The organism is Nostoc sp. PA-18-2419 (assembly GCF_005869855.1).
GTDB lineage: Bacteria > Cyanobacteriota > Cyanobacteriia > Cyanobacteriales > Nostocaceae > Nostoc.
The window spans coordinates 68,863-82,283 of the sequence record NZ_SZNH01000028.1; the positions used below are offsets into that span (position 1 = coordinate 68,863).

At 39.8% G+C, this 13,421-nt stretch carries 11 protein-coding genes; 5 read left to right on the forward strand and 6 right to left on the reverse strand.

The genetic code is table 11. The features are described from left to right. The first annotated feature begins 366 nt into the window (after positions 1-366). The gene (locus tag FCR06_RS23785; RefSeq protein ID WP_138504142.1) at positions 367-1,635 is read left to right on the forward strand and encodes a tetratricopeptide repeat protein; all 1,269 of its coding nucleotides are present in this window, start codon (positions 367-369) and stop codon (positions 1,633-1,635) included. Positions 1,636-1,755: 120 nt separating this feature from the next. On the opposite strand, the gene FCR06_RS23790 is transcribed toward FCR06_RS23785, so the two are convergent. Continuing rightward, positions 1,756-2,589 carry a DUF4114 domain-containing protein gene (locus FCR06_RS23790; protein ID WP_138504144.1) on the reverse strand — a complete coding sequence of 278 codons (834 nt, stop codon included), beginning with the start codon at positions 2,587-2,589 and terminating at the stop codon, positions 1,756-1,758. 625 nt (positions 2,590-3,214) lie between these two features. On the opposite strand from FCR06_RS23790, the gene argS reads away from it, so the two are divergent. The 3 genes from argS to FCR06_RS23805 all read left to right on the forward strand — a co-directional run bounded on the left by argS (position 3,215) and on the right by FCR06_RS23805 (position 6,199). Further along, on the forward strand, positions 3,215-4,978 hold the full coding sequence (gene argS / locus FCR06_RS23795) for an arginine--tRNA ligase (protein WP_138504146.1): 1,764 nt from the start codon (positions 3,215-3,217) through the stop codon (positions 4,976-4,978). Positions 4,979-5,116: 138 nt separating this feature from the next. Continuing rightward, complete coding sequence (locus tag FCR06_RS23800; protein ID WP_138504148.1) at positions 5,117-5,680, forward strand: Uma2 family endonuclease; 564 nt, start codon at positions 5,117-5,119, stop codon at positions 5,678-5,680. Between the two features lie 21 nt (positions 5,681-5,701). Continuing rightward, positions 5,702-6,199, forward strand: a complete 498-nt coding sequence (locus tag FCR06_RS23805) for a cobalamin biosynthesis protein (protein WP_138504150.1) — start codon at positions 5,702-5,704, stop codon at positions 6,197-6,199. Here the strand turns inward: FCR06_RS23805 and FCR06_RS23810 are convergent. The 5 genes from FCR06_RS23810 to FCR06_RS23830 all read right to left on the reverse strand — a co-directional run bounded on the left by FCR06_RS23810 (position 6,171) and on the right by FCR06_RS23830 (position 12,380). Further along, the gene (locus FCR06_RS23810; RefSeq protein ID WP_138504152.1) at positions 6,171-6,524 is read right to left on the reverse strand and encodes a phage holin family protein; all 354 of its coding nucleotides are present in this window, start codon (positions 6,522-6,524) and stop codon (positions 6,171-6,173) included. The genes FCR06_RS23805 and FCR06_RS23810 overlap by 29 nt on opposite strands. 503 nt (positions 6,525-7,027) lie before the next feature. Next, on the reverse strand, positions 7,028-8,065 hold the full coding sequence (locus FCR06_RS23815) for a peptidoglycan-binding domain-containing protein (RefSeq protein ID WP_138504154.1): 1,038 nt from the start codon (positions 8,063-8,065) through the stop codon (positions 7,028-7,030). Positions 8,066-8,157: 92 nt separating this feature from the next. Beyond that, on the reverse strand, positions 8,158-9,429 hold the full coding sequence (locus FCR06_RS23820; protein ID WP_138504156.1) for a M16 family metallopeptidase: 1,272 nt from the start codon (positions 9,427-9,429) through the stop codon (positions 8,158-8,160). Positions 9,430-9,596: 167 nt separating this feature from the next. Then, positions 9,597-10,838, reverse strand: coding sequence for a M16 family metallopeptidase (locus tag FCR06_RS23825; protein ID WP_138504158.1), 1,242 nt, complete (start codon positions 10,836-10,838; stop codon positions 9,597-9,599). A 528-nt stretch (positions 10,839-11,366) separates the two neighbouring features. Then, positions 11,367-12,380, reverse strand: coding sequence for an alpha/beta hydrolase (locus FCR06_RS23830; protein ID WP_138504160.1), 1,014 nt, complete (start codon positions 12,378-12,380; stop codon positions 11,367-11,369). A 213-nt stretch (positions 12,381-12,593) separates the two neighbouring features. Here FCR06_RS23830 and FCR06_RS32930 point away from each other — a divergent pair. Then, positions 12,594-13,421 (forward strand): hypothetical protein (locus FCR06_RS32930; RefSeq protein ID WP_189523548.1); only part of this gene is annotated, 828 nt, incomplete at its 3' end.

Here is a 13,421-nt window from a genome sequence, read left to right on the forward strand (position 1 = left end):
AAAATTAGGCGTTACTTTGTAAGCTTAGTTACAATAGCTTATCATTAATAATTACCTATAGGTAGATTTTAATAAAAAACCATTTAATCTACATTTAACTGAAGACAGTTCAGATAAATCCAAAACTTTCATCTAAACAGGTGATAAATTGGATCTTCATCGACCAATTATCTCTAAAAATAATCCTTAACCCAAGCATATTGATATTTAACTCAATTAAGTAGATCTATATTGTTTTATTTGACTAAAAATTCCGAAATGCAGCAAAACTATGCTGAATACTTAGAATATCAAGACTGAGTAGATACGTTAAGCTACAAAACAAGCCTGCTGGAATTAATTAACTCAATCAACCAAATAAATGCCATGAATGAAGAATTTTATAATAGAGGATTGTCCAAGGCTAAGCAGAAAGACTACGCTGGAGCAATTGAGGAATTTAACCAGGCTATACAATTAACACCTTACTTTACTGAAGCTTATTTGCAACGTGGTTTGGCATACTATGACTCAGGAGTAATTCTCAAGGCTGTTTCAGATTATACCGAAGCCCTGAAGCTGAATCCTGAAAGTGTAGAGGCATATTATTGTCGTGCATTAGCAAGGCTGGCGCTGAAAAATTTGCCGGGAGCGTTAGAGGACGTTGAACGTGCTATACGTTTCAATCTTAATTATGCTGCTGCTTATCAGCTACGGGGAATGGTGCGGCGCAAACAGGGTTATATTCAAGATGCGATCGCTAACTTTAAAAAAGCAGCTGGGTTATATTTAGAGCAGCAAGACAAAGAGAATTGTCGTCTGTGTCTGGAACAAATTAAGCAGTTACAACCCCAAGAATTACGTGCAATACAGCAGTCGCCTTCTGCAAATGCACCAATTTTATCTACGAAAGAATATTTCACCCAATTATTAGAAAAAGCTGAAAAAGGAGATACCCAAGAGGCACTAGCAGATTTAAACTGGGTATTGAAAGCCGATCCCCAAGATGCCCAAGCTTACTGCTGTCGTGGGGTTGTGCGCTGCAAAATGGGGAATTATCGAGAAGCGCTCGCAGATTTTAATCAAGCGTTGCGACTAAATTTTCAAGATGCCACTGTCTATCGCAATCGAGGTAAAGCACGCTCTGTGTTGGGAGATCATCAAGGAGCGATCGCAGATCTTAATCAAGCACTCCAGATGCAACCTGAAGATGCCTTAGTCTATGTTGCCAGAGGTAATGCCTATCGGGCAACGGGCAATTATCTGGGTGCAATTCAAGATTACACCCAAGCACTGCAAATCAATCCTGATGATGCTCAAGCTTACTACAATCGCGGCATTGCCTATTCTTGCATAGAAGAAATGCAAAACGCCGTAGAGAATTATCAACGCGCGGCGAGTATTTTTTGCGAACAAGAAGACTGGGTAAATTATCAACAAGTATTAAGTAGTTTAGAAAAAATCCAAAAATTTAATCCAGAGTCCAAAAAGCAAAATTATAATTTACTACGTCAGCGACTTTTGCGAATGGTGGGAGGATATTGGGAAATCGCCGAACGATTAATTGAGCAGAAGCAGGATTACTATCCTGGGATGTCAGACGAGTGGTATTTGCAAAAAGTAATTGATGATTTAGAACGCGATCGTGGTATATAAAAGGTAAATGCCACTATACACGTAAATTCACCCGTAGAAGTCTACGGGTGAAAATGCGATTAATCGCTTATTATTTTACAATAAAAGTAAAAGCACCTAAAATAAACAACGTTCCAAACTTTAGTTAATAGTGCGAGTTTGACGGCGACGACGCAAGCCAAACATACTAACTGCTCCCACCGCAAACATTGAAAGAGTCACAGATGGTTCAGGAACGCTAGCACCAATTAGCGCCTTGACATTTGCCTCACCAACATCAAGAACCACAACAACATCATTAAAGTCACGGTCAGAACCTTCGTTCCATCTACCAGTTGCAGAATCTATGCCTGAAGCTTGGAAACCTCCGTATAAATCCTCGAATGCTAGTAGGATGTAGTTGTTGTAAGCATAAGCAACTGCGTGCTGTAATTTGTCAGCATTAGAGGCAGTGTCAGTACCAAAGATATTAGCAGAGTCGCCACGGTTTAAACCATCAGCTCTCAACCAAAAATCGAGTTGAGTACCTGCGGTAACATTGCCAATATTGACACCATCACCCAGTTTTAGTGCATTACCGCCCCAACCACCAACACACCCATTTCCTTCGCAAGAAATATCATTAAAAAGTAGCCCGGATTTGTTAGTAGTTCCTGTGGCTTCAAAAGCTAACTGGTTTCTATAACCAGCACCCTCATTAATAAAGTAAACAGAAACATTGTGGTCGTATTTGAGATTTAAATTATTGGGGTCTAATTTAAATTGTCCGCTATTTGGAATAGCCACACCTTCTGCTTGAACAAATTGTTGGAAAGGTGCATCATTAAAACCAGTTTGAGACTTACTATGTACCGTTGGTTGAGTCCAGGAATTATTCCAAGTGAAACCAGAAGCAGATGCCGTTTCTACTTTAGATACTAAGCCAGTCAAGGTAGCTGTAGCGGCAATGAAAGCAGCAAATAAAGTACGTTTCATATTAGAGTCATTAATTAGGAGGAACAATTTAGATAATGCTCTTTAAAGCAGCTATCTCTCTTCTGTTGTTTCTTACTTCTAACAGCTATGGATTTGCAAAGTCAATCTGATCTTTTGCTTTTTTTAATATATTCAAATAGCTCTTTATTTATAGTATTCTTACTGAAACAAGACTATTATCACTTTCTTAATACACTGTTGTTAGCATTAAATGTTTCAACCTATATATAATAAGCAAATGATAAAAAATTTATGTTTTTTATAAAAATAAGATGTGCAATTTCTCTAGTTAAAGGTTAAAACCTAAATCTCTAACGATTTTCTTTGGAACGAAGTACATAGGTAGGGTAGTAGTGTTATAGCTATCAACTTCAACCTTGGTGAATGAAATTTATGGTTATACAAACAGAGATAATCTCCGTACTTACGTTAATAAACGTAGTAAGATGTCAGCATTTACTGGAGTATCGTCAAAATCTGCAAGTTATGCCAAGGATGAAAGACAATTTACAGGGTTGTGCTTTAAGCTGACAGTCCTTGCTTGAACTTGATGAATATACACTTTAGAGTGAAATAATCAAGCTTTTCCAAAGCTACATCCCTCTCTCCCAGATAAAATTTATATATGAACCCTACACAAGAAAAACTAAAAGTTCAGTTTGAGCAAGCTTTAGTGGCGGCTTTTGGCACAGACTTCGCCAGAATAGATCCTATTTTAGTTCCTGCTAGTAATTCTAAATTTGGTGATTATCAAGCAAATGTAGCTTTATCTCTAAGTAAAAAGTTAGGAAAGCAACCAAGACTAATCGCATCTAGCATAGTTGAGAAATTAGATGTATCCGAAATCTGTGAACCACCAGAAATCGCAGGGCCAGGATTTATCAATCTGAAACTGAAAACAGCATACCTAGAAGCACAACTGAACGGTATTCAAGTAGATCCCAGGCTAGGAATCCCAACGGCGAAAACGCCACAACGGGAAATTGTGGATTTTTCCAGTCCGAATATTGCTAAAGAAATGCACGTCGGACACTTGCGTTCTACAATTATCGGCGATGCGATCGCCCGCGTTCTCGAATTTCAAGGACACGATGTTCTACGGTTAAATCACGTCGGTGATTGGGGTACACAATTTGGCATGTTAATTGCTTATCTGCGGGAAGTCCACCCCCAAGCCCTGACTACTGCTAATGCTTTAGATATTGGTGATTTAGTCAGTTTTTACCGTCAAGCCAAACAGCGGTTTGATACAGATGAGGCTTTTCAAGAAACAGCACGTCAAGAAGTCGTCAGATTACAAGCAGGTGGAGAAGATACACTCCATGCTTGGAAATTATTATGCGAACAATCACGGCGGGAGTTTCAAGTAATTTATAATTTGTTGGATATCAAGTTAATTGAACGGGGTGAATCTTTCTATAACCCTTTACTACCAGGAGTTGTGGAAGATTTAGAAAAATCTGGATTATTAGTAGAAAATCAAGGGGCAAAATGCGTTTTTCTCGAAGGGTTCACAAATAGAGAAGGTGAACCTTTACCTTTAATTGTGCAGAAATCCGATGGCGGTTATAACTACGCCACTACAGATTTAGCATCCCTGCGTTACCGGATTCAGCAGGATGAAGCAAAGCGGATAATTTATGTAACAGATGCTGGACAAGCAAACCATTTTGCCCAATTTTTTCAGGTAGCACGCAAAGCCGGATGGGTTCCCGAAGATGTGGAATTAGTGCATGTGCCCTTTGGGTTAGTGTTAGGAGAAGACGGTAAAAAATTCAAGACTCGTTCTGGAGATACTGTACGGTTGCGGGATTTGTTAGATGAAGCGATCGCTCGTGCCCATGCAGACCTAAAAGCTAGATTACAAGAAGAACAACGTCAAGAAACTGAAGAATTTATTAATGAAGTTGCCAACGTAGTGGGAATTAGTGCAGTTAAGTATGCAGATTTAAGCCAAAACCGCACTAGTAACTATGTTTTCAGTTTCGATAAAATGCTGGATCTAAAAGGCAATACTGCACCTTATATGCTGTATGCTTATGCGCGGATTCAAGGGATTAGCCGCAAGGGTGATATTAACTTTCAAGAATTAGGAAATCATGCTGTAGTTTTAGAGCATGAAACCGAATTAGCACTGGCAAAATATTTACTTCAACTCGATGAAGTTGTTAATAGTGTAGAGCAAGATTTATTGCCTCACCGTTTATGTGAATATTTGTACGAACTGAGTAAAAAATTTAATCAGTTTTATGACCGCGACCGAGGAGTTCGGGTGCTGGATGCTGAGGAACCGCAGCGAACATCCCGCTTGATTATCTGTGATTTGACTGCTAGAACGTTGAAGTTGGGATTATCTTTGCTGGGAATTCAGGTATTAGAAAGGATGTAATGTATTTATAAACGCAAAGGTATTTAGATAAATCAGAGTCAAGCAAGAGCTGATTTTTTCTGTATGTCCTTTGCGTCTTCGCAGTTATTTAATCACAATTAGTGTGATTGCAATAGAGGTTTTCTTAGAGGCTGAAAAATGGTAAGGACACCATCAAAAAACATAACTTTGGTAGAGTTTTTAATGCTACCAGAAACCAAGCCAGCTAGTGAATATATCGATGGTCAAATTATTCAGAAACCAATGGCACAGGGAGAACATAGCACTATTCAAGGTGAACTGATTATTTTTATTAATGGCGTCTTGAAACCGCAAAGAGTTGCACGAGCATATCCAGAACTGCGGTGTACATTTGGTGGCAGATCGATTGTCCCAGATGTAGCAGTATTTACTTGGGACAGAATACCTCGCAAAGAAAATGGCAGGGTAGCAAATTTATTTTCGGCTGCTCCTGATTGGACTATCGAGATTCTATCACCTGACCAAAGACAAACGAAAGTCATGAAAAATATTCTGCACTGTCTGAATTATCAAACACAAATGGGCTGGCTGATCGATCCAGAAGAACAAACAGTGTTCGTTTACATACGCAATCAACAGCCAGTAATGGTGGATGAATTACAAGCTTTACTTCCTGTACCAGATTTTGCAAGTGAATTGAAGCTAACGGTGGGAGATTTATTTAGTTGGCTATTGGAGTAAAAACACAAGCTGAATTAGGAAATGCACCAACTACAACAGGTTTTATGGGTAGGAATTGGTTGTAAACGCGAAACTTCATCGCAGTTAATCGATTTAGCAATTGAGCAAGTTTTTGAAGAAAATAAACTTTGTCAAAGTGCGATCGCAGGTTTTGCTACTATCGACACTAAAGCCTCAGAAATGGGCTTAGTAGAATTTTGCCATCTACACAATTTGCTTTTAAAGACTTTTTGTAGCGAAGTTCTTCGCCGTGTCTGGGTTCCCAACCCTAGTACAATTATTAACCAAAAAGTAAGTACACCCAGCGTAGCAGAAGCAGCGGCGATTCTTGCTGCCACTCAACTCAACTTATTGTTAACTAATTCCTTCTCCTTGACTACAGAACAATTGGGAGTAAAATTTTTAGTTCCTAAACGAATTTTAAAATTAAAAGGGCAACCTGGAGCTGTAACGCTAGCTGTTGCCCAAGCTGCAAATTTTAGCGATTTTTCTATTCAACAACTCTCAAAAAATAGTTAATTATGGTAGAAACAATTGCTAGCACAATTGAACCAAAGAAAGCAGGTAAAAAACCCTGAATTTCAAAACCATAACCAGGAGTTAGGGCACTTGCTAGCCAAAGGGTTAAGGCATTAATTACTAATGTAAATAAACCAAAGGTGAGCAAGGTAATCGGAAAAGTTAAAATCCGCAAAATTGGTCTAACAAATGCATTAACTAGACCAATAATAAGAGCAGCCACTAAGGCCACCAGAAAATTCTTGATAAAGAATCCCGGAACGATTTTAGCAGTAATCAATAACGCCACCGCAGTACCGAACCAAGTTAATAAAAAGTGTTGCATAAGCTTTTTTAGAAGAATTAATCCTAAGTCTAATTAATTTGACTTTTGTCTATTGTGATTTGTAGCACCATTAGCTGTCGTTGTAATTGATTCCTAAAGTAATCGTCTTCTTTTGACAGCCTAAAAGCTATCTAGTACGATTTTGGATTATCAAACAAGTCAATAGACCTCTTGCAAAAGTCCCCTAACACCCCACTCCCAGCCCCTCTCTGCGTGCAAAGAGGGAAGACTTTGACGTAAGTCAAAAGCGGGGTGGGGTTCTTTTTTTAATCTATGCAAAAAGTTTAAGATAATCACTTTTGGCAATCTATCTGCTGGCATAGAGAAATACTTTTAATCCCAGTATCTTTATCCTATTGCAGGATGTACCTAAGTCAACTAACCAGTGCCGATGCGAAAAGCATACAGCCTTAGTCCACAGTTTCATTCAAAGACAAGGGAGACAAGCAAGAATTTTCTTCCTTATCTCCCCAACAGCTGGATATTTGATTTTTTCGAGTTCTTTAACGCCGCAAAATAATTTCCCAGGTAGCCCCGCCAACTACGCCGTCAGCTTCTAAACCATAGCGCTTTTGTACAGCTTTCACAGCTTCCTCAGTTGTTGGGCCAAAGTCTCCATCTATATCGCCTTTTAAGTAACCAAGCTTTTTCAGTTGTTTTTGCAATTTAATAACTTCCGAACCACGTAACCCAGGACGCAAAATTGGCAATCCTTCTGAGGTGTATTGAATACCAGGAGTTTGCTGAGTGCTGGTATTTGACTGAGTTCGAGTAGTTTGTTCAGTACGCGTGGTTGAGCGAGTTCGAGTGTTTGATGTAGTACGATTCGGTGTTTTCTGAGCTTGTCTTGGGGTGGCAGGTTTTGGTTCTGGGCTGGTAGCAGCTTGGGTTACAGCTTTCTTTGGTGGCTTAGGACTGGTATTAGCTTGGGTTACAGCTTTTTTTGGAGGGTTAGGCTTGGTAGAAACTTGGGTTACAGCTTGTCTCGATGGATTACTGGGATTTGCAACCTTGGTGACATTGCTAGATTGAGTGGGAACGGGAAAATTTGTGGCTGAGTTAAATACTTGCCCAGATGAAGGAACTGTTGATGCTACCGATTCCTTAGGAAAAAGTCGTTGCCAAGTGCTGGCATCAACAATGCCATCCGGATTTAAGCCAGCTGCTTGTTTAAATCGGGAAACAGCACTAGCTGTATTTTCACTATATATACCGTCTACTACACCAGAGTAATAACCCAAAAGTTTCAGAGCTGCCTGAAGTTCAGATACGCGTTCGCCTTGGCTACCAACTTTCAAGGTAGGACGGTTGATATTATCTCCAGGATTTACTTGGGCTATTTTTTGTGGGGCTGCAATTGATACTAAAGCAGAGGAGGCAATCAACACAGGTGTAGTGGAGAGGAGTATTTTAACCGCTGATAAAACCTTAGATCTCTGAGTCCACCAACCCTTTTGCAGTTTTTCCATTCTACAGCGATTTCCAGTTTGATGTAGTAATTTTAAGTAACTCAAAATACTTGCTCTCAGGCTGTGTTGCATGGAATTCACTCCCAGAATATTCTCATGCTAATAGTACAGCCGCTTGGTCTAAAAAACAGCTGCGACCAAAAAGCGATCGCGCATCATCTACCCTATGCGATCGCCTCATTTATTGCTGCTTCTTGACCAACTAAAGACAGGTAAGGTTGTTTTAAATACTTACGAGCTGCGGCGATCGCGTCTTGGGCATCCACAGCTGCAATCAGTTCTTGAAACTTGATGTCAAAATCAATTCCCAACCCCAAAATTTCGTACCAGCCGTATATCTGAGCAATTTGGCCGTTCGTTTGTTTACCCAAAGCATACTGCCCCAAGATTTTGTTTTTAGCAGCTTGCAGGGCGGTTGGGGATACTTCGGTGGTAGACAATAAATCTACTTCTGTACGCAGTCCTTCTAAGGCTATGCTGGTATTCTCTGGTGCTGTACCCATGTAAACTACAAACGATGCTGGGTATAGCCTGGTTGAGTAGAAAGCAGATACCTCGTAAGCTAAACCTCGTTTTTCCCGCAATTCGACAAACAAGCGACTAGAAAGCCCATTTCCCAAGTAAGTACACAGCAACTTCAGTGGGGCGTACTCACAAGAACTCACCGATGTTCCCAAATAACCGAGCATCACGATTGATTGTTGCGTCTGTTGTGGCTTTAGCCTAATTTGCGGTTCCACCTTAATTTCGGGTAAATTGAGTGCTGGTGGTGCTGATGCTGTTACTTGCCAATCACCAAAAACTTTTGTTACTAACGCGACTGCATCCGTGGGTGTGACTCGCCCAGCAATACTAATTACCAGATTATCTGGACGGAAATAAGTTTGATGATACTGCACCAAGTCCGCACGAGTTAAGCGGCTCATGGTTGTTTCATCTCCTAACACTGACATCGCATAGGGATGATTTTGGTACATTACCTGCCGCATTTGTTCAAAGGCGAGAGTGAAGGGTTGCTCTTTTTGCGAACGAATATCTTGTAGTGCTAGACGCCGTTCTAATTCGACTTGGACTTCGGGAAAAGTAGGCGATCGCAAAATCTGCCCTGCCAATGTTAAAATTTCGGCAAAATCGGATGTTACTGTCTTGAAAGAAAACAAAAAATAATCAGTAGCCGCATCTGCACTCAAACTCGCCCCCACAGACTCGACTTTTTCGGCAATTTCCAAGCTAGAAAGTCCGTCACATCCCTTTGTCATCACGGCTGATAGCAAATGTGCCAACCCTGCTTGTTCTTCGTTCTCATGACAACTACCCGCACGCACAAAAATTCGGGCTGCAATAATGTCAGCAGCAGGATTTTCTGCCACTAGTACGACAATGCCATTGTTCAACACGGTGCGATGGATAGGCGATTTTTGCAGCAAGGTTGTCATTTGTTATTTGTCCTTTATCATTAGTCACTAGTCATTAGTTATCTCTACCCCTGCTCAAGAACAGCCTCCCATCTCCCGATCTCCCCATTGCCCGTAATCCCCACTGGGCTTTGCCCCGCTTTGCTAACGTGGGGGCCCCGAGTTCCCCATCTCCTCATCTCCTATGCTTAACAGGGTTTAAGCACAGTAACGGCATAATTTTGCGGCGAGAGATACTGTTTAGCTAATTTTTGCAGTTGAGGGGCATCAAAAGACTGAATTTCTTGGGGATACATTACAGCTAATTCGGCTTGGGCAATGGTGTTGTAATATCCATAAAGTCCTGTGAGTTGATTTGGCGTTTCAGTAGAAAAGGCATACTCGTTACATAGTAGCCTGCGCGAGCGGGCTAGTTCCTGTTCGCTAATTTCCTGAGTGTGTAACTTATCTAAATGATCGCAAATCAAAAACTCAACTTCTTTTAGATTTTCTGGTTCTAACCAGGCAGTAATTGTAAATAAACTCGATTCCCGTTGCAGAGAAAAATTACTACAAATTCCCTGCACCAATTGTAAATCTTCCCGCAAATCACGTACTAAACGCGAAGTCCGCCCTTCTGCTAATAACACTGACAATAAATCTAAACCATAGGCAGTGTGGATATCTTCTACTCCTGGTACGAGCCAGGCCATTAACAATCGCGCTTGCTCTATGCGTGGTAAATAAAGTTCTTGACGACGAATTTCGGTTATTATTGGCTGTGCCACTTTTTCAAATTGGGGACAATCAGAAGGTTTGGCAAAATCAGTAAATGAATGATTTACTAATTTCCAAGCTGACTGCACAGGTATGCCCCCAGCAATTACCACCGTCATGTTTTCCGGCTGGTAGTGGGCACGGTGAAAACACCGCATAGCTTCTGGTGACTGCTGCATAAGTTCTTGCTCAGTACCCAGCACCGAACGTCCGTAAGGGTGACACCCATAGATGCTTTTAATCAAAGCTTGGAATCCTATCCAGTCGGAATCGTCATTGCACGATCGGATTTCTTCTAGTACTACGTCCCGTTCGCGGCTAAATTCATCTTCTGGGATTGCCGCATTCAGCAGTAGTTCTCCCAAGTACGGCAGAGTATCTTCTAGATAAGGCGCAGCTGTGGTCAGTGAATAATGAGCATAATCATAGCTTGTTGCCGCATTACTTATACCACCTCGGTTTTCAACGTTGTAATCGAACATTCCAGGGGGTAACGTTGCAGTACCTTTAAAAATCATGTGTTCTAAAAAGTGCGCCATCCCAAACCACGGTTGTGGCTCTAGGGTTGTTCCAGCACGCACCCAAACATCCGCCACAACTACAGGGGTAGTGGGAATTTCTTGATGAATAAACGTTAAACCATTGTCTAATCGGAAGACCGAGCCTGGAAACACTGTTTTAGTTAGTTGTTGTAACAATTTTTTGTAGCTTTAACCACAATTTTGATGCAATCTTGTGATTTTAACTCCGAACGTTACCTAAATTAGAATCATGTTATACAGATTTAGTTTTTATTAGCAGGTACCGCTAAATTGATTCAGACAAAAAGTTTTGTAAGTTAATAAAATAATCAGCGTTTGTACAATATCTATGGCACTGACAAGATAAAGTGATCGCAGATAGCTCTTTTACAACCTTATTGCCTAAAAAACTGTATACTAAAATACTATTTTTTATATTACAGAAATTATCAGTCTAGTGAAATTTATACTGAAAGTTGTTAGCGACCGCACTTTAGCTTCCAGTTCAAACTAAATGCTAAGGTTTAAACTTTGCATCAATAACTATATAGCAGTCATTAGTTATTTGTACAAAATTAAAAATAACTAATGATTAATAATAGTCTTAATATAAAACTTCATAATCTTATTTAGAATTGCTATAGTTTTTATTTATCTAGAATAATCGAAGAGGATTATCGATTAAGAATATGGATTGATGCACTTAAGACCATCGCAGCCAAAGCCTTGAGTCACCATTACAGATAGCTGTTGAGAAACCTGGCTATCAACATTGAATTCTCGCATAATTTGATCATACGTTTGTCCTTGGGCTATCTGCTTGACGATTTGCTCAAACTCTATCCAAGTCAAATCACTCTCAACAAATGCTTTGGCAAGGGTAATTATTAATTCTTCATAATCATTATCTTCCAATTTTGTCATCATCCGGTGTTCAATGTGAAGCGAATCATCGAAACAGTAATACCAGGATTTCGGTTGCTGGTTAAGCACCCTTCGGAAAAACTCCTGCTGTTTGGAGCGACTAACAGCACGATCTGCTTCACTACATACTATTAAAATAGGCGCACAAACACAGCCTTTAGCCTTTTCTAAAACTTCCTCTCTCAATTTAAGAAATGTCCGTAATGCCTTGAGACAAAAACCTTTATAACCGAAATTGCCAGGTGCATTTTTGTTGAACCATTCAAAATAAATTGGTAGGATCTCGATTAGTCGATCAAATAGTGAGTAGCGACTACCCAAAAAAGGCGCGAACAATAAAGCGCGGTCAATCAGCTGGGGATGCTCTAAAGCTAGCCAAGCAGCTAAAGTTCCACCTGTTGAGAATCCACCAATTACAACTTGTTGACCTAGCGTTTTCGCAATCTGCAACCATTCAATCAGAAATTGTTGATATATCTGAATATCTGTTGGTAGTGGTGGAGGATTTTGACGGCTCCAGTTCCCTGAGAGTCCATGACCAGGTTGTAAAGGAATCAAAACGTTATATCCTTTGTTAAAGAAGGCTTTACCAAGTGGCTCAAACTGGTAAGGGCCTGCTGTAAAACCATGCAAAAATAAAAAAACTTTTGATGTGAAGTCAGGGTGAATCAAAAATTTGGAACGACAGGCTTCATTCTTCAGACCCCGTGTAGATTCTAATTCCTGAACTTGCTCTAGGATTTCTAGTGTTTTTTGAATGCCAATTTTCATTTATTAAAAAAGCCCTTCGGAGACGATAAATCCCTCTCAAGTCAGAGATACATTCTATGCTGTGGTAGAGGATTTTTTGATTATACTTCAGTAATATCTTAATTCAATTGTCAGAAAATTATAATTTTTCTGCTTTTTATACAATCTCTAATTCCTTGAGATGAGAGATAAATAGTCAGGTATTTTTGTTAGCAAGATAGTTTTAGAAGAAAAATGAAAAATAAGGATAACAAAAAGAAAGTTAAGAAAAATGACTCAGGTTTACAGCCGAAAGTCAATGAAGCTGACGATATAGTTTTATCATCTAACGAACAGATGCATACAACTAAAGCAATCAATATAGATGGTCAGCGTCCAATCGATCCAAGTAACATCGAAATAGAGGAAACAGTTAATATAGATGGTCAGCGGCCAATTGCAAAGGATAAAAATAATTCTGGTCGCACAATTGATATAGATGGTCATCGCCCAATCGCTAAAAGTCCTTTTGCGGATAATGAAATGCTAAACGAAGATGGTCAACGTCCTATTGACCATAGTGATTTAGAGGTTGAGGAAATTCTTGACATAGACGGTCAACGCCCAATTGCTAAGAGTAAATTTACAGTTAAAGATACTCTAGAGATAGATGGTAGCCGCCCAATAGTTTCAAATAATGCTGTTGAGTCAGAAATACCAACCGATTATATAGAAAACAAGGAGAACGCAAAGAAAGTTAAGAAAAGTAGATCAGGTTCACATCGCAAAGTCAATGAAGCTGACAATATAGTTTTATCATCTAACGAACAGACGCATACAACTAAAGCAATTAATATAGATGGTCTGCGTCCAATCGATCCAAGTAACTTTGAAATTGAGGAAATAGTTAATATAGATGGTCCGCGGCCAATTGCAAAGGATGAAAATAATTCTGGTCGCACAATTGATATAGATGGTCATCGCCCGATCGCTAAAAGTCCTTTTGCGGATAATGAAATGCTAAACGAAGATGGTCAACGTCCTATTGACCATAGTGATTTAGAGGTTGAGGAAATTCTTGAC

Coding starts and splice junctions, on each gene's coding strand:
- FCR06_RS23785 (WP_138504142.1), top strand. CDS start 367: ATGAATGAAGAATTTTATAATAGAGGATTGTCCAAGGCTAAGCAGAAA.
- FCR06_RS23790 (WP_138504144.1), bottom strand. CDS start 2,589: ATGAAACGTACTTTATTTGCTGCTTTCATTGCCGCTACAGCTACCTTG.
- argS (WP_138504146.1), top strand. CDS start 3,215: ATGAACCCTACACAAGAAAAACTAAAAGTTCAGTTTGAGCAAGCTTTA.
- FCR06_RS23800 (WP_138504148.1), top strand. CDS start 5,117: ATGGTAAGGACACCATCAAAAAACATAACTTTGGTAGAGTTTTTAATG.
- FCR06_RS23805 (WP_138504150.1), top strand. CDS start 5,702: ATGCACCAACTACAACAGGTTTTATGGGTAGGAATTGGTTGTAAACGC.
- FCR06_RS23810 (WP_138504152.1), bottom strand. CDS start 6,524: ATGCAACACTTTTTATTAACTTGGTTCGGTACTGCGGTGGCGTTATTG.
- FCR06_RS23815 (WP_138504154.1), bottom strand. CDS start 8,065: ATGCAACACAGCCTGAGAGCAAGTATTTTGAGTTACTTAAAATTACTA.
- FCR06_RS23820 (WP_138504156.1), bottom strand. CDS start 9,429: ATGACAACCTTGCTGCAAAAATCGCCTATCCATCGCACCGTGTTGAAC.
- FCR06_RS23830 (WP_138504160.1), bottom strand. CDS start 12,380: ATGAAAATTGGCATTCAAAAAACACTAGAAATCCTAGAGCAAGTTCAG.